The sequence below is a fragment of the Microbacterium sp. H37-C3 genome (genome assembly GCF_027157935.1).
GTDB lineage: Bacteria > Actinomycetota > Actinomycetes > Actinomycetales > Microbacteriaceae > Microbacterium > Microbacterium plantarum.
The window spans coordinates 540439-561689 of record NZ_JAPVLR010000002.1 but is presented as its reverse complement, the minus strand read 5'-3'; the positions used below and the strand labels follow the sequence as shown (position 1 = coordinate 561689).

At 71.0% G+C, this 21251-nt stretch carries 23 protein-coding genes; 8 read left to right on the top strand and 15 right to left on the bottom strand.

Annotation, left to right across the window (positions count from 1 at the left end; all coding sequences use genetic code 11):
• Positions 1-17 precede the first annotated feature (17 nt).
• Entirely contained in the window at positions 18-875 is an 858-nt protein-coding gene (locus O1W71_RS07635) for a sulfurtransferase (RefSeq protein WP_269267266.1), read from the bottom strand.
• A gap of 161 nt (positions 876-1036) precedes the next feature.
• On the opposite strand from O1W71_RS07635, the gene O1W71_RS07630 reads away from it, so the two are divergent.
• Both O1W71_RS07630 and O1W71_RS07625 read left to right on the top strand, forming a co-directional pair.
• Positions 1037-2374, top strand: a complete 1338-nt coding sequence (locus tag O1W71_RS07630) for an O-acetylhomoserine aminocarboxypropyltransferase/cysteine synthase family protein (protein ID WP_269267265.1) — start codon at positions 1037-1039, stop codon at positions 2372-2374.
• Positions 2371-3696, top strand: coding sequence for an NtaA/DmoA family FMN-dependent monooxygenase (locus tag O1W71_RS07625; RefSeq protein ID WP_269267264.1), 1326 nt, complete (start codon positions 2371-2373; stop codon positions 3694-3696). The genes O1W71_RS07630 and O1W71_RS07625 overlap by 4 nt, the downstream gene beginning before the upstream one ends.
• Positions 3697-3711: 15 nt before the next feature.
• Here the strand turns inward: O1W71_RS07625 and O1W71_RS07620 are convergent, their stop codons facing one another.
• Together O1W71_RS07620 and O1W71_RS07615 are read right to left on the bottom strand one after the other, a co-directional pair.
• Complete coding sequence (locus O1W71_RS07620) at positions 3712-6198, bottom strand: MMPL family transporter (protein WP_269267263.1); 2487 nt, start codon at positions 6196-6198, stop codon at positions 3712-3714.
• Between the two features lie 55 nt (positions 6199-6253).
• Positions 6254-6808 (bottom strand): TetR/AcrR family transcriptional regulator, encoded by a 555-nt coding sequence (locus O1W71_RS07615; protein ID WP_112616556.1) that lies wholly within the window; start codon positions 6806-6808, stop codon positions 6254-6256.
• Between the two features lie 38 nt (positions 6809-6846).
• Between O1W71_RS07615 and O1W71_RS07610 the strand changes: the two genes are divergently transcribed.
• A complete protein-coding gene (locus tag O1W71_RS07610; RefSeq protein ID WP_269267262.1) occupies positions 6847-7452 on the top strand; it encodes a response regulator transcription factor in 606 nt (201 codons plus the stop codon).
• 53 nt (positions 7453-7505) lie between these two features.
• On the opposite strand, the gene O1W71_RS07605 is transcribed toward O1W71_RS07610, so the two are convergent.
• Positions 7506-8096 (bottom strand): DoxX family protein, encoded by a 591-nt coding sequence (locus O1W71_RS07605; protein ID WP_269267261.1) that lies wholly within the window; start codon positions 8094-8096, stop codon positions 7506-7508.
• 181 nt (positions 8097-8277) lie between these two features.
• On the opposite strand from O1W71_RS07605, the gene O1W71_RS07600 reads away from it, so the two are divergent.
• Positions 8278-8733 (top strand): CinA family protein, encoded by a 456-nt coding sequence (locus O1W71_RS07600; protein ID WP_269267260.1) that lies wholly within the window; start codon positions 8278-8280, stop codon positions 8731-8733.
• 13 nt (positions 8734-8746) lie between these two features.
• On the opposite strand, the gene O1W71_RS07595 is transcribed toward O1W71_RS07600, so the two are convergent.
• The 3 genes from O1W71_RS07595 to O1W71_RS07585 form a co-directional block, all read right to left on the bottom strand.
• On the bottom strand, positions 8747-9040 hold the full coding sequence (locus O1W71_RS07595; RefSeq protein WP_112616550.1) for a hypothetical protein: 294 nt from the start codon (positions 9038-9040) through the stop codon (positions 8747-8749).
• Between the two features lie 64 nt (positions 9041-9104).
• Positions 9105-10064: a Gfo/Idh/MocA family protein gene (locus O1W71_RS07590; RefSeq protein ID WP_269267258.1), complete on the bottom strand. Its 960-nt coding sequence runs from the start codon at positions 10062-10064 to the stop codon at positions 9105-9107.
• 44 nt (positions 10065-10108) lie between these two features.
• Positions 10109-10405, bottom strand: a complete 297-nt coding sequence (locus O1W71_RS07585) for a hypothetical protein (protein WP_114589261.1) — start codon at positions 10403-10405, stop codon at positions 10109-10111.
• A gap of 173 nt (positions 10406-10578) precedes the next feature.
• Here O1W71_RS07585 and O1W71_RS07580 point away from each other — a divergent pair, with 173 nt between their 5' ends.
• Entirely contained in the window at positions 10579-10878 is a 300-nt protein-coding gene (locus O1W71_RS07580; protein ID WP_269267257.1) for a DUF7882 family protein, read from the top strand.
• Positions 10879-10880: 2 nt separating this feature from the next.
• Here O1W71_RS07580 and O1W71_RS07575 read toward each other — a convergent pair whose 3' ends face one another.
• The 5 genes from O1W71_RS07575 to O1W71_RS07555 all read right to left on the bottom strand — a co-directional run bounded on the left by O1W71_RS07575 (position 10881) and on the right by O1W71_RS07555 (position 14723).
• On the bottom strand, positions 10881-11330 hold the full coding sequence (locus tag O1W71_RS07575; RefSeq protein ID WP_269267256.1) for a MarR family winged helix-turn-helix transcriptional regulator: 450 nt from the start codon (positions 11328-11330) through the stop codon (positions 10881-10883).
• Between the two features lie 86 nt (positions 11331-11416).
• Entirely contained in the window at positions 11417-12871 is a 1455-nt protein-coding gene (locus O1W71_RS07570) for a phytoene desaturase family protein (RefSeq protein WP_269267253.1), read from the bottom strand.
• Positions 12868-13308: an SRPBCC family protein gene (locus O1W71_RS07565; RefSeq protein ID WP_269267251.1), complete on the bottom strand. Its 441-nt coding sequence runs from the start codon at positions 13306-13308 to the stop codon at positions 12868-12870. Before O1W71_RS07565 ends, O1W71_RS07570 begins: the two co-directional genes overlap by 4 nt.
• Before the next feature lie 24 nt (positions 13309-13332).
• Positions 13333-14508 carry a zinc-dependent alcohol dehydrogenase gene (locus O1W71_RS07560; RefSeq protein WP_269267250.1) on the bottom strand — a complete coding sequence of 392 codons (1176 nt, stop codon included), beginning with the start codon at positions 14506-14508 and terminating at the stop codon, positions 13333-13335.
• Complete coding sequence (locus O1W71_RS07555; protein WP_269267248.1) at positions 14505-14723, bottom strand: multidrug transporter; 219 nt, start codon at positions 14721-14723, stop codon at positions 14505-14507. Before O1W71_RS07555 ends, O1W71_RS07560 begins: the two co-directional genes overlap by 4 nt.
• Before the next feature lie 104 nt (positions 14724-14827).
• Here O1W71_RS07555 and O1W71_RS07550 point away from each other — a divergent pair, with 104 nt between their 5' ends.
• Entirely contained in the window at positions 14828-14950 is a 123-nt protein-coding gene (locus O1W71_RS07550) for a hypothetical protein (RefSeq protein WP_258524624.1), read from the top strand.
• Between the two features lie 59 nt (positions 14951-15009).
• On the opposite strand, the gene O1W71_RS07545 is transcribed toward O1W71_RS07550, so the two are convergent.
• Complete coding sequence (locus tag O1W71_RS07545) at positions 15010-15519, bottom strand: MarR family winged helix-turn-helix transcriptional regulator (RefSeq protein WP_269267245.1); 510 nt, start codon at positions 15517-15519, stop codon at positions 15010-15012.
• A gap of 175 nt (positions 15520-15694) precedes the next feature.
• Here O1W71_RS07545 and O1W71_RS07540 point away from each other — a divergent pair, with 175 nt between their 5' ends.
• Entirely contained in the window at positions 15695-16051 is a 357-nt protein-coding gene (locus tag O1W71_RS07540) for a DUF7882 family protein (RefSeq protein ID WP_269267244.1), read from the top strand.
• A 156-nt stretch (positions 16052-16207) separates the two neighbouring features.
• Complete coding sequence (locus tag O1W71_RS07535; RefSeq protein WP_269267243.1) at positions 16208-17860, top strand: thiamine pyrophosphate-binding protein; 1653 nt, start codon at positions 16208-16210, stop codon at positions 17858-17860.
• 9 nt (positions 17861-17869) lie between these two features.
• Here O1W71_RS07535 and O1W71_RS07530 read toward each other — a convergent pair whose 3' ends face one another.
• Both O1W71_RS07530 and O1W71_RS07525 read right to left on the bottom strand, forming a co-directional pair.
• On the bottom strand, positions 17870-19759 hold the full coding sequence (locus O1W71_RS07530; RefSeq protein WP_269267242.1) for an FAD-dependent monooxygenase: 1890 nt from the start codon (positions 19757-19759) through the stop codon (positions 17870-17872).
• 22 nt (positions 19760-19781) lie between these two features.
• The gene (locus tag O1W71_RS07525) at positions 19782-21182 is read right to left on the bottom strand and encodes an MFS transporter (protein ID WP_269267241.1); all 1401 of its coding nucleotides are present in this window, start codon (positions 21180-21182) and stop codon (positions 19782-19784) included.
• Positions 21183-21251 lie beyond the last annotated feature (69 nt).

Sequence of the window (21251 nt, the reverse complement as noted above, 5' to 3'; positions counted from 1 at the left end):
GGTTCGCCGTCGCCCGGTCAGACCACTCCGATCGTGGCCGCCGGACTCGGCCCCGTCGCGACGGGGCGTCCCGGATCGCGGGACCACTGACTCCACGATCCCGCGAACACGCGCGCCCGGCGGTACCCGGCCACCGCGAACGCCAGCGCGGTGTGGGCTGAAGCGACGCCCGAGCTGCACGTGATGACGACGTCCGTGTCGGGCCCGACCCCGACGGCCGCGAGCGACGTGCGGATCTCGTCCGGGTCGCGGAGAAGACCGTCCGGGCCGATGTGGACGACGGTCGGAAGGTTGCGAGCCCCCGGGATGTGGCCGCTGACGGGGTCGGCCCCCACCGCCTGACCGCGGTAGTGCTGGGGTGCGCGCACATCGAGGAGAACCCCGCGTGCCGGGGCGACAGCCGCGTCGTCGATGCCGGCGAGGCCTCCGCTCCCCTCCGGGAGATCGACGTCACCGGTCGCCGCGGCGCGGTCGCTGTGCTCCAGGCGACGGCCCGATCCGACCCAGGCGCGGAAGCCGCCGTCGAGCACCCGGATGTCGAGGCCGTGACGACGGAGCAGCCACCACGCACGAGCCGCGGCGACCCCGTCGTTGTCGTCGTACGCGACGAGCCGGTCGCCCGCGTTCACACCCCACCGCCGGGCAGCGGCCTCGAGATCCGCGCGGCTGGGAAGCGGATGCCGTCCCTGTTCCGGAACGCCGGGACGAGCGAGCTCGCGCTCGAGATCGACGTACACGGCGCCGGGCAGATGCCCGAGCAGATAGTCGGGTCGTCCTTCGGCACGGTCCAGGCGCCACCGGACGTCCAGCAGACGCACCGGAGCGTCCGCGGCAAGTTCGGCGGCGAGGTCGTCGACACTCACCAGGGGGGACATGACCCCATGCTCGCCACCGCGCGCTCCCATCGTGAACGGGGCCGAAACAGTCGGAAACCGGAGAACACAGAGAGACACACGAGGGCGAGCTCTGGTCACCGCGTGACTCCGGATGACGGCGGAGAAGCGCCGCCGCGGCCGCCCGCCGTACTCTTCCCCCCATGCCCGCTCTCGAGAACCACTCCGAATCCCTCGCCTTCGCGACGCGCCAGCTGCACGCGGGCGCCCGTGGCTTCGACGCGTACGGCTCGCGCGCGACTCCCATCTACCTGACCGCCGGCTTCGAATTCGACGACATCGCCGACGGCGAGGGCCGCTTCGCGGACCCCGCCACCGGGTTCAGCTACACGCGCGTGGGCAACCCGACCGCGGCGGCGGCCGAGCGGCGCATCGCCGACCTCGAGGGCGGCGTGGGAGCCCTGCTCGTCGGCAGCGGCCAGGCGGCGACCTCGACGGCGCTGCTGACGATCCTCGAGTCGGGAGACCACATCGTCGCGGCCTCCGCGATCTACGAGGGCACGCGCGAGCTGCTGCGCTCCGAGTTCGGGCGCCTCGGCATCACAACGGACTTCGTCGACGATCCGCGCGACCCGGCCGCCTGGGAGGCGGCGATCGGCCCGCGCACCCGCGCCCTCGTCGCCGAGACGATCGCGAATCCGCGCGGCGGCGTGCTCGACATCCCGACCGTCGCCGAGGTCGCACACCGGCACGGCATCCCGCTCGTCGTCGACTCGACCCTCGCGACGCCGTACCTGCTGCGCCCGCTCGAGCTCGGGGCCGACATCGTCATCCACTCGGCGTCGAAATCCCTGTCGGGCCACGGCACGGGTCTGGGCGGCGTCATCGTCGACGGCGGACGCTTCGCCTGGGATGCCGCGCCCGGCCGTTTCCGCCAGATCGCGGCCGAGACCGGACCCGACGGCCGCACGTTCGTCGAACGCTCGGGCGAGCGCGCCTTCCTCGACACCGCGCGCCGCGTCGCGATGCGCTTCGGCCCCTCACCGTCGCCCCTCAACGCCTTCCTGCTGCTGCAGGGCATCGAGACCCTGTCGCTGCGAGTGGAGCGGCAATCGCAGACGGCGGCGACCCTCGCCGCCTGGCTCGAGACCTGTCCGGAGGTCGCCGGCGTCGACTACAGCGGACTCCCCTCGCATCCGGACCACGACCTCGCCGTGCGCCTTCTCCCCGCGGGGCAGGGCGCGCTGTTCTCCTTCACCCTCACCGGCGGGCGGGCAGCTGCGGAGGCCTTCACGCGCAGCGTGCGGCTGTTCACCCCGATGACCCACCTGGGCGATGTGCGGTCGCTCGTGCTGCATCCGGCGACCACGACCCACGCGAGCCGCAGTGACGCCGACCTGGCGCGCATCGGGGTCGGGCCGGGCCTGCTGCGGCTCTCGGTCGGCCTGGAGGACGCCGGCGACCTCATCGCAGACCTCGACCGCGGACTCGATGCCGCCCGAGCCGCGACCGCAGCAGCACCGGAAGCGGTGTCGGCATGACGCGCGCCCAGCACTTCGGCTGGTTCCTCTCGCGCGGGTTCGGTCCCCACGGCTGGGCGCGGCCGTACCAGCGGTGGAACTGGCCGTGGCAGAAGCCCGACCTCTACCAGCACTCGGCCCGTGAGCTCGAGCAGGCGGGGTTCGACTTCGTCCTGATCGAAGACGCGCTCTCGGTCGGCATCACTCCCGAGACGCTGAACCTTCGAGTCCGCAAGGCGTACGGCGGGCCCAAGCACGACCCGTGGACGCTCGCCCCGTACCTGTTCGCCGCGACGCAGCACCTGGGCGTCATCCCCACCGTCAACCCGGCCGCGTGGCCGCCGTACCTCGCCGCTCGCCAGTTCGCGTCGCTGCAGCACCTCAGCGGCGGCAGGCTGGGCCTGAACGTCGTCACGGACGTCGGGTCGGCGCATCATTTCGGCACGGAGCGCCTCGGGCACGACGCTGCCTACGACCGTGCGCAGGAATGGCTCGATGCGCTGCGCCTGCTGTGGCACAGCTGGGACGACGACGCCCTGATCGCCGATCCCGACACGCAGATCTACGCCGACGGCTCGAAAATCCACGCCGTCCAGCACCGGGGCGAGTACTTCTCGTTCGACGGTCCCCTCAACGCCGAGCCCCTGCCCGCCGGCGACCCGATCGTCGCCTCCCCCGGCGGCTCGCCGCGGGGCATCGGCTTCGCCGGGGCGAACTCCGAGATCCAGCTCGCCCTGTCGAACCTCGACCCCGCGAGCATCCGCGCGTACCGCGGCCGCGTGCGCGAAGCGGCGATCGCCGCGGGGCGGGACGCCGACGCGATCAAGACTCTCTTCGTCGTCAAACCGATCGTCGCGAGCTCGGTCGAGGAGGCGGAGCGCATCGTCGAGGCATCGCGGCATCCCGACGAGGCGACGCTCGTCGACGTGGCCGAGGCATGGTCGAGCGATCTCGAGACCGACCTCACGTCGCTCGACCTCGACCGCCCGCTCGATCCCGCGATCTTCGGCGATCACGTCTCGAAGGGCACCATTCGGGGGCTGCTCGGGCGGTACTCCGACTTCTCCGAGGCGCCGCTGCGCGACATCCTCGCCGGCAAGGCGCGGCTCGGACGTGTGACCGACGGCGCCGGAGGCACGGTGGGGACCGCGGAGGAGATCGCCGACGTCATCCAGGCGCTCGGCGACGACGCCGACAACGACGGGCTGATCTTCTCGGGCGACTTCCACCCCGTGACGCTCCACCGCGCTCTCGACGAGCTCGTGCCGGTACTGCGGCGGCGGGGCATCCTGCGCTCGGAGCACACCGGGCAGGGCCTGCGCGCCGACCTCGACGCGTTCTGACCCCGGCGGGCGCGCTCAGACGTGCGGGTGCGTGCGCTCGAGCTTGGCGCCCTCGACGTCGACATCCGGGAGGATGCGGTCGAGCCACCGGGGCAGCCACCACGCACCGCGCCCGATGAGGTGCATGAGCGCGGGCATGAGCAGCATGCGCACGACGAGCGCGTCGACGAGGATGCCGAAGGCCAGGCCGAAGCCCATCGAGCGGATGATCGTGGCCTCGGCGAAGATGAAGCCGCCGAAGACGGACACCATGATGAGCGCGGCCGCGATCACGACCGAACGCCCGGCACGGTAGCCCTGCATGACGGCGAGCCTCGCCTCGGAGCCGTGCACGAACGCCTCGCGCATCCCCGACGCCAGGAACAGCTGATAGTCCATCGCGAGCCCGAACAGGATGCCGACGAGGATCACCGGGAGGAAGTTCAGGATCGGACCGGTCGTGTGCAGACCGATGAGCTCGGCGCCCCATCCCCACTGGAAGACCGCGACGACGGCGCCATAGGTCGCGAACAGCGACAGGATGAAGCCTCCGGTCGCGATGAGCGGCACGACGAGCGAGCGGAAGACGACGATCATGATCACGAGCGAGAGCCCGACCACGACCGCGAGGTAGATCGGCAGGATGCCGACGAGCCCCTCGGAGATGTCGATGTTGATGGCGGCCTGACCGGCGACACCCAGCGCGTACTCGCCGTCGACCGGTGGCAGTGAGCGCAGGTCACGCACCAGGTCCTCGGTCGCGACGCTGCTCGGCCCATCCGTGGGGATCACCTGGAACGCCGCGATGGTGCCGCTGTCGGAGACCGCGATCGGCGCGACGGCACTGACGTGGTCGCGGTCGGCGATCGCCTCGGCCACAGCGACCTGCGCTCGCAGCCGCCCCGTGTCGTCGAGGCCCTCGGGCAGGCTCGCGGTCACCAGCAGCGGCGAGTTCGCACCGGGGCCGAACGCGTCCTCGGTGAGCTCGAACGCACGCTGGCCGTACGATCCCTCCGGCTCGGACGCTCCGTCGGGCAGGCCCACCCGCATCGACAGCGCCGGAACCGCGAGGGCGAGCAGGAGCCCGACCGACACGACGGCGGTCGTGATGGCGCGCCAGGTCGGCATCGCGCGCGTCGGGGTCGATACCGCGTCGGGCTGGCCTACGCGCGCACGCGCACGACGGCCGAGCACGCGCATCCCGAGCAGCCCGAGGAGCGCCGGCAGCAGCGTGATCGCGATCAGCACCGCGATGGCGACGCAGACGGCTCCCGCCGTACCCATGAGACCGAGGAACGGGATGCCGGTGATGTTGAGGGCGAGGAGGGCGACGACGACGGTCGATCCGGCGAACACGACGGCGTTTCCGGCGGTTCCCCCGGCGAGGCCGATCGACTCGTGCAGGTCGATCCCGCGCAGCAGCTGCTTGCGGTGCCGATTGAGCACGAACAGGGCGTAGTCGATGCCGACCGCGAGCCCGAGCATCACGCCGAGCACGGGCGTCACCGAAGCCATCTGCACGACTCCCGACAGTGCGAGCACCCCGAGCACGCCGACGCCCACTCCGACGACGGCGGTGACGAGCGGGAGGGCGGCGGCGATGAGGCTGCGGAGCATGACGAGCAGCACCACGGCGGCGACCGCGACGCCGACGGCCTCGCCGACGCCGAGGATCTTCGGCACGCCCTGGGAGATCTCGGTCGAGAAGCCCACCTCGACGCCGTCGATCGGCTCGGCGGTGAAGTGCTCGACGACGGCGTCCTTCGCATCCTGCGGCAGCTCGAGGCGCGGCAGGGTGAAGGCGACGTTCACGGTCGCGGTCGAGCCGTCCGGCGAGACGAGGGCGATACCGTCGGCGAGGTCGAGCAGGCGCCCGCCGAGGTCGGCGGTCTCGGCCTGCGCCTCGAGCTCGGTCCGCCCGGAGTCGAGGGTCGCCTGCTGCCGCTCCAGCTCGGCGCGGCCCGCGTCGAGCTGAGCCTGCTGAGCGTCGAGCGCGGCGAGCTGCGCGGCCGGAGCACCGGCTGCCTCGAGTTGGGCGCGCGCGGCGTCGAGCTGGGCCTGGCCCGCCTCGAGCTGCGCCGTGCCCTGATCGAGCTGCGCCTGTCCGGCGTCGAGCTGGTCGCGCGCGGAGGAGATCTGCGCTTGACCGTCAGCCAGCTGCTGGGCCTGCGCCGCGCGCTGCGCCTCGGCCTCGAACGGGTCGTTGACGGTCGCGACGTCGGGCAGATCCGTGGCGGAGGCGACGAGGTCGGAGATCGCCGCACGCTGATCGTCGGTGAGCGCACCGTCCTCAGCGTGGAACACGACGGTGCCCGCCGCTCCGGCGAAGTCGGGCAGCTCCTCGGCGAGCTGGTCGGTGACCTTCGACGAAGCGGTGCCCGGGATGTCGAAGCTCGATGAGAGTCCGCCGAAGCCGAGCGCGAAGGCGCCGCCGGCGATCCCCAGCACGGCGACCCAGGCGACGACGACGAGCCATGCGCGACGCGCGGCTCCCTTGCTCAGGCGGTACAGCAGCTCGGCCATCAGCGACTCCTTCGGAATGCGGACGCCCTTGACGAGACGCAGCGTCTCGTCAACCCTAACCCGGGACCAGCGCGTGGACGATCGCCCGGATGCCGTCCGGCGTCGGAGCCGCGCCCATGAGCACCTGCATCATCATCCAGCCGGCGATCGCGTCGCCGATCTCGACCGCGGCGACCGCGGGATCTCCGTGCGCGACGACCCGCGCCCGGATGCCGCCGTCGGCGCTCAGCCGATCGCGCATCAGCTCGCCGATGGCCGGGTGCTCGGTCGCCGCGGCGACGAGCGAACGCAGCAGCATCCGGCCCTGCGGCGCATCGAGGACCGACCACACCCGCGACATCCACTCCGTGAGATCGCGGCGCAGGTCTCCGGTGTTCCGCACCGCGAGCTGCTGTCGGAAGATCATGCCCTCGAGCAGCGCCTCCGTCAGGATCGCTGCACGCGAGGGCCACCACCGGTAGATCGTCTGCTTGCCGACCGATGCCTGCCGCGCGATGGCCTCGATGGTGAGATTCTCATAGCCGTTCTGCGCGAGCAGGTCGGCCGCCGCCGTCAGGACCGCGAGGCGGGCCTGTTCGCTCCGCCGCGGACCGGCCCGGTGCTCCTCCATCCCCCCACCGTATCCAGCCGAACGCTACGGTGGAGGCCATGCTCGCCGTGCTGGTCCTGGCCGATCACGACCTGGTCCGCCGCGGCGTCGCCGACCTGATCGACGCGGCCGCGGGCATGCAGGTCGTCGCCGAGGCGGCGACCGCACGCCAGGCGAAGGCGCGCGCCGGGGCGACACGACCGGATGTCGCGATCCTCGGCTATCAGCTGGCAGACGGCACCGGCGCGGCGGTCTGCGCCGCCCTGCGCGCAGCGGATCCGCGCCTGCACTGCATCATCCTCTGTGCCTCGGACGACGACGAGGCGCGTCGCGAGAGCGCATCGGCGGGCGCGTCCGCCTTCCTCCTCGAGGACGTCGCGGCCGGAGAGCTGATCGACGCCGTGCGCCGGGTGGGATCGGGCCATCCGCTGGGCGCGACGCTGCATACGACCGCGTCCTCCGCGCCGTCTTCGGACCCTCTCCCCCGACGCCAGCGGGAAGTGCTGGCGCTCGTGGCCCGCGGGCTGTCGAATCGCGCGATCGCGGCCGAGCTCGGTATCGCCGAGAAGACGGTCAAGAACCATCTGACAGGCATCATGCGAACGCTCGGCGTCACCAGCCGCACGCAGGCCGCTCTTCGCGCGGCGCAGCCCGCGCACGAATGAGCGAAGGCGCGGACCCCCGGGGGGATCCGCGCCTTCGGCGGGGCGACTCGGTGTCAGACGAGCCACCGGAAGCGCTGCACGAGAGGCAGCTTCTTCCACATGGCGCCGAGGCCCCAGGTGTCGCCGGCGTGGAGCACGGCGATCACGATCAGCGCGAGCGCGTAGACGATGTGGTAGTCGACGAGGGGGTTGGTAGATGCCGCACCCCAGGCGAACGGCCACTCGGCGAGGTACATCAGGAGCATGACGAGGCTTCCGGCTACCGCTGCGACGCGGAGACCGATGCCCGACATGACGGCGACTCCGATGGCCAGCATGCCCGCCATGAACAGGACGTCGGCGAGCGGGCTCGCCATGCTCTGGAACCAGGGCTGAAGGGGGCCGGTGACGGCGGGGCTGTTGAGGAAGCCCTGCGCCGGGGTGCCGCCGTTGATCCACGCCCGCTCGAACGGCGTCGAGAATCCGAGGCCGAACAGCTTGTCGAGGAACGCCCAGAGGAAGATGAAGCCGGTCGCGTAGCGCAGCGCAGCGAGAGTGCGGCGCCCGGCGAGCGAGGTCACGATCTCGTCCTGGCGGGCGATCGCCTGAGTGCGGGTCCGAGCCTCCGTGCGGGGGATGGCTGCGTGGACCGCGTGCGTGGTCATTTCTGTCTCCTTCGTCGTATGTGGTCTGACCACATAACCATCTCGCATTCGCGATGACTCCACCAGGGACCAAAGTCCCAGTCGAGCTCTGCGCCTCCCGCGCGATATCACCGTGCCGAATCGCAGACAATCCCCGCACGCGTCTCCGCCACCGGTGCTTAGGGTCGCGCCAGGAGTAGAAATGACCCACATCGATGAACTCGCCCGGCTGGCACAGGAGAGCGGCACCGTGATCGCGGTGGCGGAATCGCTGACCTCGGGCAACCTCGCCGCCACCATCGGCGCGGCGGAGGGCGCGGGCGACTGGTTCGCCGGCGGCGTCGTGGCCTACCGACTGGAGACGAAGCACCGCGTCCTGGGCCTGGCCGAGGGGATCGACCCCTGCTCCCCGGAATGCGCCGAGCACCTCGCACGTGCGGTCCGCGACCTGACAGGCGCGGATCTGGCGGTGTCGGTGACGGGCGTCGGGGGTCCGGAGCCGCACGACGGCCACGAGCCGGGTACGGTGTACCTCGGGTGGAGCGACGGCGCAGATACGGGCCACGTCCTGCTCGACCTCGACGGTGAGCCCGAACAGGTCATCGACGACAGCGCGAACGCAGCCGTCGGGTTGCTGATCGATCGGATGCGGCGCTGACCGCACCCGAGCCTCAGGCCCGCGAAAGCGGCGGACGGTGGGCGATGGGAATCGGCTTGGTCGCCAGCGGCGACCCGGTGCGGCGGGATGCGGCGTGTCGGTCGGCGATCGCGCAGGCGGCCTCACCGATCGCGACGAAGGTCTCGGTCCCCGCGGTGCCGCAGAGCCACACCACCTCGAAGACACCGTCCCGGCGCCGTTCGACGTAGGCGACGACGGCATCGGCATCGGAGGACGGGCGCGTGGGATCGCATACCCGCCAGGCATCCTCAGCGATCTCATCCCAGCGCAGTCCCGTGTGGTGCATGGGACGAGCCTGCGTCGACACCGGGTGAAACCCCAGGGCCTTGACAGGGCGCTCGGCGGATGCGTCAGCCGGTTGTCGCCTGGCGGATGCGCTCCATGGTCCGCAGCGTTGCCGCCGTGCGCGCCTGGTCCTCGTCCGGAGCGACCGCGCCGCCCACGAGCTCGACGAAGCGCGCGACCTCGCCGTCGAGCGTGTCGACGGCAGCATCCGACGTCCACGCGGACTCCGCACCGTCGAGACCGACCCGTGTCACGCGGCGCGGACTGGCCAGGTGATCGATGAGCAGCGTCGCATCCTCGCCCTGGATCTCGCTCGGCCGGAGAGCGGTGGTGATCTTCGAGTAGGCGACGTCGACGACCAGCCCCGGGTATTCGAGCACCGCCAGACCGGCGCCGTCAGCGCCCGTGGCGATCGTCACCGACGACCCGGCCACGCGGGTGGGTTCACCGAACAGGAGGACCGCCGCGTGCACGCCGTAGACACCCAGATCCGCGAGCGCTCCGCCGCCCATGGCGGGATCGAAGATGTTCGGCGTCCCACCCGCGAGCACGGCGTCGTAGCGCGACGACCGTTTGGCGTAGTGGAACGAGGCGCGGCGGAGCGTTCCGAGCGATCCGAGCTGCTCGCGGACGGCCGCGATGCCGGGGTCGTACGCCGTGCGCATCGCCTCGAGCAGGATCACGCCCGCGCGGCGCGACCGGTCGACGAGGTCATCCCACTCCCGGGCTGTGGCGACCGCGGGCTTCTCCACGAGCACGTGCTTGCCCGCCGCGATGGCGGACTCGACCTGCGAGCCGTGGGCGGCGTTCGGCGAACCGATGTAGACCGCGTCGACTTCGGGATCGGCGAGGACGGTATCGAGGCCGGCGATCGCCCGTGCGACACCCAGACGATCGGCGTAGGCCTGCGCCTTCACCGCATCTCGAGACGACACCGCGACGACCTCGATCCCCCGGGTGCGAGAGGCCGCACCGATGAAGGCGTCGGTGATGACACTCGTGCCGATGGTGGCGATGCGGATCATGTCCCCCAGCCTAGGAGGCCGGAGGACCGCTGCCGGGCCGCGCCTCAGTGACGCCGGGTCGAGCGCAGCGTCTGCACCGCTTCATCGAAGCGGAGCGTCTGACGCAGCTCGACGGCAGCCGAGTACCAGGGCCCGCCGAGGGCTACGAAGACCGCGCCGACGACGTCGATGTAGCCGAGGGTGACCTCTCCCTCTCGCACCTCGTAACGGTCGACGTCGACGAGCTCCCAGCGGACGTCCGCCTCGGTGCTCGGCGCTTCCGGCCGCCGCGACGGCAGCTGACGCAGGGCGCCCGACGTGGCCAGGCGCACCGCGCTGGGCTTGCGGGCGATCGGTGACATATCCAAGACCATGACCACTCCCGTCGCTCTGACACGACTATCGCGGCCCGAGCCGTCTGCACCTACCCGCTTGACAGAAGTTCACGAGGGGTTTACGCGCCATCCCTGCTCTAACTAGTTCGCCTAACTAACCGGAATTAATTAGGCGGACCCCCGCCAGTACCCTCGCGTCCGTGGGAACACTCGTTTACGGCAGTCAAGGACGGACGTTCGACGTAGAAGACCGTCTGCTCGCGCACCTGCGGGTCGTGTTCATGAACAAGCTGCGCCGCAACGAGCCGTTCATGTTCCACCGTTCGACCGACAGCGGGCTGTTCAGCGTGTGGGTGCACCCGGCCGTCCCGATGGTGTTCCTCTTCAGCGGCAGCCGTCCTCCGACGATCAATCGACACTGGGTCGAGGCCCTCCTGCTCGAAGCGGGCGGAGCGAACGGCCTGCGTGTCGTCCCGGAGCCCGCGACCGCCGACGCCTGACCTCAGCGACACTCCTCGTCGACCGCATCCGCGATCGCGTCGAGAAGGGTCGTCAGCTTCGCGGCGGTGTCGTCATCCAGCCCGCGCGCGATGTCGCGCACACGCAGCGTCAGTGGATCGACACCCTCGACGTCCGCGTTGCGATCGGTCGGCACGACGTACTTGCTCCGACCGTCGTCGGGGTTGCGCTCGAACGCCACCAGTCCCCCGTCGCGGAGACGCTTCAGCATGGTCGTCGCCGTCGGCGTCGAGATGCCCAGCGAGGCGGCGATGTCGGTCGGGGTGACGCGCCGGCCGGCATCCGCGCTGTCGTACACCACCCGCATTGCGGCGCGCGCCGTCTCACTGGGACCGCAGTCGCTCTGACGCCGCCGAGCCAGGCTGGCCTCGGCCAGACGGAGCCGTTCGACGGCTCGCGCGACGGATTCGGGCTCGGAAGCACCGGACACCATGAACCTCCCGCAGACGACGATGGTGCGTCCACTGTACGAGCGCGGCGACGGGGCGCTCTTCCGCTTGACTCCGGCGCCTCCCACCCCTAGAGACGCGGTGAGAGGTCGGGACGCGTGAGCACCCCGAACTCGTGCCGCAGAGCGCTCAGAGCCGACCACCATCCGGCCAGCCCGTGAACGCCCGGGCCCGGGCTCGTCGAGGACGAGCACACATAGACGCCGCCCATGGGCGTCCGCCACGGGTCGCGTGCGAGCAACGGGCGGGCGATCAGCTGATCGAGCGACGGGATGCCGGCGGAGATGTCACCCTCGGGATAGTTGAGGTTGCGCGCGGCGACCTGCTGCGCGGTCTCCGAGTGGGTCGCGAGGATCGTGTCGCGGAAGCCCGGCGCGAACCGCTCGATCTGGCGCACGATCGCCTCGGTCCGGTCGACCTCGCTGCCCGCGGGAACGTGCGTGTATGCCCACAGGGTGTGATGGCCATCCGGCGCCCGGCCCGCATCGAACAGCGACGGCTGCGCGACGAGCACATACGGCGCGTCGGGCAGCCGGCCGGCGCGCACCGCGTTCTCGGAGGCGGCGATCTCCGGCCGGGTCCCGCCGACGTGGACAGTGCCGCTCTGCGCGATCGCGGGATCGCGCCACGGCACCGGCGCGGAGAGGGCGAAGTCGACCTTCGCCACCGCATCGCCGTAGCGGAATCGCTCGAGGCGGTGCCGATAGCGCGTCGGCATCCGCTCCCCCGCGATCTCGATGAGCGCGCGCGGCGTCACGTCGAGCATCACCGCCCGCGCGCTCGGCAGCTCATCGAGCGAGCGGATGCGGCGTCCGACGAACAGCTCGCCGCCGTGCGCACGGATGTCGTCGACCATGGCGGCCACGATCGCCCCGCTTCCGCCGATCGGGATCGGCCACCCGCGGGCATGACCGTATGTCGCGAGGGTGAGGCCGCCGCCGGCTGCCGCGAGACTCGGGAGGCCGAGAATGGTGTGGGCCGCGACCCCCGACATGAGGGCCGGCGCCGCCTGCTCGCGGAACCGCAGGTTCCATGCCGGTGTCCCCTGCTCGAGGGTGCGCAGGCCGAACCAGGCCGCGGCGATCGGATCGCCGGGCACGCGCAGCAGCGATCCACCGGTGAAGTCCGCGATGCCGCGCACGCGCTCGACGAGCGGCGCCATCAGCCGGGCATACGCGCGGCCGTCGGCACCGAGCCCCTCGGCCGTGCGATCGAGATCGCGGTACGCCAGCGCCGCGCCGCCGTCGAGAGGGTGCGCGTACGACACCTCGGGCACGACGAACTCGACGCGGTGGCGCAGTCCGAACTCGCGGAAGAAGGCGGATTCGAATGCGAGCGGGTGCACCGCCGAGCACAGGTCGTGCAGGTAGCCGGGGAGGGTGACCTCCCCGGAGGCCGCCCCGCCGCCGAAGTGATCCTCGGCTTCGAACACCGCGACCGAGAGCCCGGAGCGCGCCAGGGTGACGGCCGCCGCCAGCCCGTTCGGCCCGGAGCCGACGATGACGGCGTCGTACTCGGTCGTCACCGTCCCGCGCCGCCCTCCGCGAGGTGCGCGAGCCGACGCAGGGTCTCGGCGTTGCGCACGTGCAGGGGCAGGTCGAGCAGCGGTTGCGGGATGAACGACCCCGGCCCCTCCGCGGCCACTTCCTGAATGCGCACGACGCAGTCATCGCCTCGGGGCTTGACGTCGATGGTGATGTGGGCTTCACCGATCGGCCAGCCGCGCGCCTGCAGCACCATGCGGTGCGGCGGATCGAATTCGAGCACCGACGTGCTGTCGTCGATGACGAAGGGCCACACCCCGAAGGAATGGTGCAGACGCGACCCCTTCTGGGGCCAGGCGGGACTGACATCGCGCATGCGCGACGCACCGACGACCCACGCCGGGAACAGCCAGCCGTCGTTCAGGACCCCGAAGACGTCTTCGGGGGCGCAGTGCATGAGTCGGACGTTACGCGACATGGCCGTCTCCTCCCCGGGGCGGAGTCACGGCTGCAGCACCACCTTGATGCAGCCGTCCTCCTTCTTCTGGAAAGTCTCGTAGAGGCCCGGCGCGTCGGACAGCGGCGCGCGGTGGGTCGTCAGATCCATGACGCCGAGCGGGTCAGCGGGGTCTTCGACGAGAGGCAGCAGGTCATCGATCCACCGCTTGACGTTGCACTGACCCATCCGAAGGCTCAGCTGCTTGTCGAACATCGTCTTCATCGGCATCATGTCGGCCTCGCCGGCGTACACGCCGCTGAGCGAGACGGTGCCGCCGCGGCGGACGATGTCGATCGACGAGTGGAGCGCCGCCAGCCGATCGAGCCCGCCGGTCTCCATGACCTTCTGAGCCAGGGCATCGGGCAGCAGCCCCAACGCCTTGTGCACCGTCGAGACGGCGGGGTTCCCGTGGGCCTCCATGCCGACGGCATCCACGACGGCGTCCGCGCCGCGCCCGTCGGTGAGGTCGCGGAGTTCGTCGACCACCGAGTCGGTCAGGTCGAACACGTCCGCACCGTGCCGCTCCGCCATCGCTCGCCGTTCGGCGACCGGGTCGACCGCGAGCACCCGGTACCCCCGGTGCACACCGACACGCGCGACGAACTGGCCGACAGGCCCCAGCCCCATCACCGCGAGAGTGCCGCCCTCGGGAACATCGGCGTACTCCACGCCCTGCCACGCCGTCGGCAGGATGTCGCTGAGGAAGAGGTACCGGTCGTCGGGGAGGTCGTTGCCGACGCGGATGTGGTTGTAGTCCGCGAGCGGCACCCGCAAGTACTCGGCCTGACCGCCGGGGACCTGGCCGTACAGCTTGGTGTAGCCGAACAGCGACGCGCCGCTGCCGTACTCGGTGACCTGCGTCGTCTCGCACTGCGACTGCAGCCCGCGCCGGCACATGAAGCAGTGCCCGCACGAGATGTTGAACGGCACGACGATGCGGTCCCCGACCGCCAGGTTCGTGACGGCCGAGCCGACCTCGACGACGACGCCCATCGGCTCGTGTCCGAGCACGTCGCCGCTGTCGATGAACGGCCCGAAGATCTCATACAGGTGCAGGTCGGAGCCGCAGATCGCGGTCGAGGTGATCCGCACGATCGCATCGGTGGGCTCGAGGATCTCGGGGTCGGGTACCGTCTCGACGGAGACGTTGCGGCGCCCCTGCCAGGTGAGGGCCTTCATCGCTCGACCTCCGGCTCGTCACCGTCGGCGTCGGGCGTACCGGGCCCAGGTCCCGGACGCACGGCGGCCGAGTCGGCGATGTCGATGCGCGTGACGCCGTCGTGCTCGCTCGTCTCGATCCGCGGCGCCGCGTCGGCCTCGGTCGATCCGCCGGCGCGCAGCAGTTCCTCGCGGCGGGCGTCTTCGTCGGTCAGGGGTTCAGATGCGTCGGACATGAGGCGACCGTAGGCACATCGTCCCGCCCGGGGCGAGGGGATGGCGGGGGTCGGACAAGCGTGATAGCCAGAGACGACGACCCCATCTCGGAAGGAGACCGTCGATGTCACGAGACGACGCGAAGCCCAGCCAGGCCGAGGGCGCCGACCCCGATCACCCCGACACGGGCGAAGCCCCGGAAGAGGAGACGGGACACCCCTCGCAGGCTGAGGGCGAAGACAGCTGACACGACGAAGCGGGGGCCGACACCACTGATATGGAGTCGGCCCCCGCTTCGTTCGGGAGTCAGGTGCTGCGCTCGGCGATCTCGTCGAGGGCGGAAGCGAGGAGGTCGATGACCTCGGCCGCGATGGCGGTACGCTCAGGGTCGAGCTCATCGATGACCGTCACAACCGCCCGGTGATGGGCGGCGAAGGCGGCATCCACCCGCTCGACGGCGGCGGCGGTCGGAACGAGGTAGTGCGCGCGGCGGTCGCTGGGGTGCTGCACGCGCTCGACCAGGCCCTTCGAGGCGAGACGCTCGACGACATTGGTGACCGTGGCGCTCGAGGTGGCGAGCATGACGATGAGGTCCTTGGGCCCGAGATCGCGGCCGTCGCGGTGTCCCTGAACGAGGTAGCGCAGAGCGGTCAAGTCGATCGCCGACAGCTCGGAGGCGCGCACGGCGAGCCCGGCCTGCACCTGTTCCGCACGCCGCAGACGCAGGACGGCGTCGCTCAGCCGACGACCGACCTCGTCACGAGGTTGATCCGCGTACAGGTGAAGTCCTTCATGACGGACGACGTTTTGAGGCATCGGGTTGCCACCTCCTCCGACATCCTAGAACACTAGCCCAGCTTGACAGATTCTGTCTTTCACAGATGGTGAGATACATAGGATCTAAGAATTGACAGAAACTGTCTTGTCTGGCTAGATACTTAACGAGGGAACCAACACTTCACTCGCTCATCGACGATCTCAGGAGGACAGCATGGGACAGCTCCACTACGGAAACTCCGACACCCGAATCGAGATCCCGGACCGCCTGCTCGCGCACCTCAAAGTCGTCATCGCGACGAAGCTGCGGCGCAACGAGAGCTTCATGATGTCGTGGACGGCCGACGACGGTCGTTCCTCGATCTGGCTGCAGCCGTCCATCCCGCTGCGCTTCGTCTTCGAAAGCGCCGACATGGAGGTCCTCAACCCGGCCGCCATCCGCGACATGGCCAATGCGGCGACGTCGTCCGCCGGACTCGTCGTCGCGCTGGACCAGGAGATCCCCGAGGCCCCGCAGCGTGAGCTGCGGCCGGTGACCGCCGGAGTGCCGCGACTGAAGGTCCCGGCGTAACCCGTACCGAACACTTCACGCCGTCGTCGGTCGTTCCTATAATCGGAACGTCCGGCGGCGGCGTTGCCGTCGGTGCTCGAAAAATGGGCACGAAGCGGCATCCGCGCGTGAGACACATACGGCCTCCATCACCGTTCCGTCTCGAAAGGCATCGCCATGCCCTCCGTCTCCGCGCACGTCGCCGCCGCCCTCTCCCGACACGTCTCGCACGTCTTCGGCGTGATGGGCAATGGCAACGCACACCTGCTCGATGCGCTCGAGCGCTCCCCCGGCGTCACCTTCACCGCGCTCCGTCATGAGGCGGGCGGCGTGGTGTCCGCCGATGCCCACTACCGTGCCGGCGGAGGCCTCGCGGCCGCGACCGCGACGTACGGAGCGGGGTTCACCAACACCCTGACACCGCTCGCGGAGGCAGCGCAGGCACGCACCCCGCTGGTCCTCGTCGTCGGCGATGCGCCGACGTCCGGCCCGCGCCCGTGGGACGTCGACCAGATCGCGCTCGCCTCGGCGGTCGGAGTCCGCACCTACACGGTGGGCCGGGCAGATGCCGCGGCCACGACCGTCATCGCGATCGAGCACGCCCTCGCGTACTCCTCCCCCGTCGTGCTGGCGATCCCCTACGACGTCGCCAAAGCGGACGCCGGCCCGCTCACCCATACCCCCGAGCCGCGACGAGCGCCTGGGCTCGCTCCCGCCACGCCGTTCGCGACCGGAACCGTGACGCAGATCGCCCGTGCACTGGCGGGCGCGCAGCGGCCCCTCCTCCTCGCGGGCCGCGGCGCGTGGCTCGCCGGAGCGGGCACCGCTCTCGGCGCCATCGCCGATGCGACGGGAGCGGTGACCGCGACCACGGCTCTCGGGCGCGGGGTCTTCCCGCGTCCGGAGTTCGATCTCGGCGTGACCGGCGGATTCGGCGCCGACGGGGCGATGTCCGTCATCCACGACGCCGATGTCGTGCTCGTCGTCGGCGCGTCTCTCAACCAGTTCACGATGCGGTTCGGGACCCTGTTCGCCCCCGGGACGACGGTCGCGCAGATCGACACGGCCGCCACGGCGACGCATCCGCACGTCGGGCTCTACCTGCGCGCCGACGCGGCCCTCGCGGCCCGGGCGATCGCCGACGAGCTCGCCGCGCTCGTCGCTCCGGCGAGCGGATGGCGCGAGTCGCTCGACATCGCCGCCCTGCGCGACCATCTCCCCGGCGACGCCCTCGCCCCCGACGGGCGTCTCGACCCGCGGTCCGCCGCGCGGCGGATCGGAGAGCTGCTGCCCGAGGACCGCGTCGTCGTGTCGGACGGTGGCCACTTCATCGGATGGGCGAACATGTACTGGCCCGTGTCGTCTCCCGACCGGATGATGATGGTCGGCACCGCCTATCAGTCGATCGGCCTCGGCTTCCCCTCGGTCCCCGGTGCAGCCCGCGCCCGTCCCGACGCGACGATCGTGCTGACGACGGGCGACGGCGGCGGTCTCATGGCCGTCAGCGACCTCGAGTCGGCTGTCCGGGTCGCCGGCGGCCGCGGCCTGGCCGTCGTGTGGAACGACCGCGCGTACGGGGCCGAGGTGCACCTGTACGGCGCGCAGGGCCTCGCCCCCGCCCCCATGCTCATCCCCGAGGTCGACTTCGCCGCACTGTGCCGTGCGGTCGGTGGCGAGGGCGTCGTCGTGCGCACGCTCGACGATCTCGAGGCCCTCGCCCGGTGGCGCGAACGCCCCGCCGAGGACCGCCCGTTCCTCCTGCTCGACCTGCGGGTGTCGGCGGCGATCCGCGCCCCGTACCAGGAGGAGATCCTCCGTGTGAACTCCTAGCGCGGACTCCTAGGCCCGCAGCAGGGCTCCCGCGAAGAAGGCGGCGAGCTCGTCCGTCGCGGTCAGCGGCAGGACGGCGGCGACGTACTGGTCGGGGCGGACGACGACGACGACTCCGTCGCGCGAGAGCCCGCGCTCGTCGAAGATGTCGGCATCGTGCCAGGCGCTCGGCGCTGCGGCGAACACCTTCTCCCAGTCCATCAGGCCGAGCGGGCCGGTGCGGGGGCGGAAGATGTCGGGCACGAGCGGCAGCTCGATCTCGTCGTACCGCTGCTGGTACACCACCTTGACGTCGAACACCGCGTCGACGTCGGCGCCCGCGGGGGTGTGCACGGACACCGGCGACACGGGCGACGCGAGCCACCGCGCGAAGTCATCGAGCGCGGACGGCGCGCCCGGCAACGGGGCGTCGGCGAACGCGTAGATGCGCCACCGCCCGTCGGCGCGGGCGTGGTGACCCAGGTGCACGGCGTTGCCGTCGGCGACGCGCGCGACCTCGACCGACGCGAATCGCATGCCGATCGGGAAGCCCGAAGCGAGGACCTGGTGCGCGGCATCCGCGACGATCTCCGACGGGTCGTACCGGGTGCGGAAGCCGGAGGGGAACTCCGCCGTCGCGAGGTAGTGGGTCGCGAGATCCTGCGGGTCGGTGATCTCCTCGGGCTTGCGCGCCATGAGGGCCGACCATTCCCGGTCGAAGTCGATCAGCTGCTGCGCGACGGGGCGCCGCTCCGCCCCGTACGTCGACAGGAGCGACGGCGCCGCGAGACCCGTCAGGACGTGGCCGAGCTTCCACCCGAGATTGAAGCCGTCCTGCATCGAGACGTTCATCCCCTGGCCGGCTTTCGCGCTGTGGGTGTGGCAGGCGTCGCCGGTCAGGAACACGCGCGGCGCGCGCGGGGCGGCCGCCGGCACGTCGTCGAAGCCGTCGGTGACGCGATGCCCCACCTCGTAGACGCTGTGCCAGGCGACTTCTCTCACGTCGATCGAGTACGGGTGCAGGATCGCGTTGGCTCGCCGGATGATCTCGTCGATCGGCGTCTGCCGCACGCGATGATCGTCGTCGGGGGCGACCTCGCCGAGATCGATGTACATGCGGCTGAGGTAGCCGCCCTCGCGCGGGATGTGCAGGATGTTGCCCGCCGCTGAGTTGATCGCGCACTTGATGCGCCAGTCGGGGAAGTCGGTGTTCACCAGCACGTCCATGACGCCCCAGGCGTGCGCCGAGGCGGCTCCGACGTGGACCCGGCCGATCGCGTCGCGCACGCGGCTACGCGCGCCGTCGCACCCCGCGACGTACTTCGCACGGATCGTGCGCTCCTCCCCCGCCCAAGCGCCCGCGACATGACGCACCCGCACCTCGACGGGGAACTCGCCCTCGTCGCCAACGGTCAGCCCGAGGAACTCGACGCCGTAGTCGGGGACGACGCGCCCCGGCCCCTGCGCCGCGGCCTCGGCGAAGTAGTCGAGCACGCGCGCCTGGTTGACGATCAGGTGCGGGAACTCGCTCATCCGCAGCGCATAGTCCTCCGTGCGCATGGTGCGCACGATGCGCGTCGGATCCTCCGGGTCGGGTGCCCAGAAGTTCATCCAGCCGATGTTGTAGGCCTCCGCCATGATGCGCTCGGCGAACCCGAACGCCTGGAAGGTCTCGACGCTGCGCGGCTGGATGCCGTCTGCCTGCCCCAGCTCGAGACGCCCCTCGCGGCGCTCGATCAACCTCACGTCGACGTCGGGGAACTGCGACAGCTGCGCCGCCAGCAGCATCCCCGCCGGTCCCGAGCCGACGATGAGGACGTCGGTCTCGTCGGGCAGCTCGGCGGGGCGGCGCGGCCCGCGACCGGCCGCGGGCTGCACGCGCGGATCTCCCGAGACGTAGCCGTGATGATGGAACTGCATCGTGCCCTCCTCGCCGCCGCGATCAGCGCCGGCCGGTGCCGACGATCGGGCTGACCGACTGCTCGGCCTCGTGGTCGGGGTCGAGCGGAATGCCGCTGCGGTCGCGCAGCAGCAGCGTCGCGACGAGCCCGAGCACCGTCATCCCCGCCAGGTACCAGGTCACCGACATGGTCGATCCCGTCGCCTGCACGAGCGCGGTCGCGATCGTCGGCGCGAACGCCCCGCCGAGGATGGCGCCGATGGCGTAGGAGATCGAGACGCCCGAGAACCGGATGGATGCCGGGAAGAGCTCGGCGTACAGGGCGGCCTGCGGGCCGTACGTCAGGCCCAGGCCGATCGTCAGGATCGCCAGCCCGGCGAAGAGGAGGCCGATGCTTCCGGTGTTCACGAGCGGGAAGAGGGCGAACACGCCCGCGAGCTGGAGGATCCAGCCGGCGATGTAGGTCGTGCGCCGCCCGATGCGGTCGGAGAGGAACCCGGCGATGAGCGTCGTGACGAGCCAGGTGACCGCCGAGCCGGCGACCGCCCACAGGACCGGTTCGCGGTCGAAACCGAGGGGTCCCTCCGGGTTGGTGGCGTAGTTCTGGATGTAGCCGCCGGTGGTCATGTAGCCGACGGCGTTGTTCCCCGCGAAGACGAACGCGGCGATGATCACGAGAGCGGCGTGCTTGCGGAAGAGCTGCACGATCGGCATGTGGGCCTTCTCGCGCCGCTCGGCGAGCTCGGTGAACACGGGGCTCTCCTCCACGCGGCGACGCACGTACCAGCCGACGAGGATGAGCACGACGCTCAGGAGGAACGGGACCCGCCAGCCCCAGGCCAGGAACGCCTCGCCGGGAGCGATCATGGCCATGAGCGCCATCACGCCGGACGCGAGAAGAAGGCCGAGCGGCACGCCGATCTGCGGCGACGCGCCGAATGCGCCACGGCGCGTCTTCGGGGCGTGCTCGACGGCCATGAGCACGGCACCGCCCCATTCGCCGCCCGCCGAGATGCCCTGGACGATGCGCAGCAGCACGAGGATGACCGGCGCGGCGAGGCCGATCGTCTCGTACGTGGGCAACAGGCCGATCAGTGCCGTCGCGACGCCCATGAGGATGAGCGTCCACATCAGGACGAGCTTGCGCCCGAGCCGGTCGCCGAGGTGGCCGGCGAGGAAGGCGCCGAGGGGCCGGAAGAGGAAGCTCACCCCGACGGTGGCGAAACCGATCAGCGCGCTGTTGGCGCCGAGCGGGGCGAAGAAGAGCTGGCCGAAGACCAGCCCGACCGCCGTGGCGTAGATGAAGAAGTCGTACCACTCCACCGTCGTCCCGACGACGGTGGCGAAGACCACGCGGCGGCGGTCGGCGGCGGTGGCGATGGTCCCGGTCGGGGTGAAGCCGCTGCGTGCGGCCGGACCGGGGGTGGATGTGGGGGTGCTCAACTTCGTGCTCCCGAGGTGTCGACGACGTTGTCTGCAGACGTTGTTCTGCTGGCGATGATCATATACGAT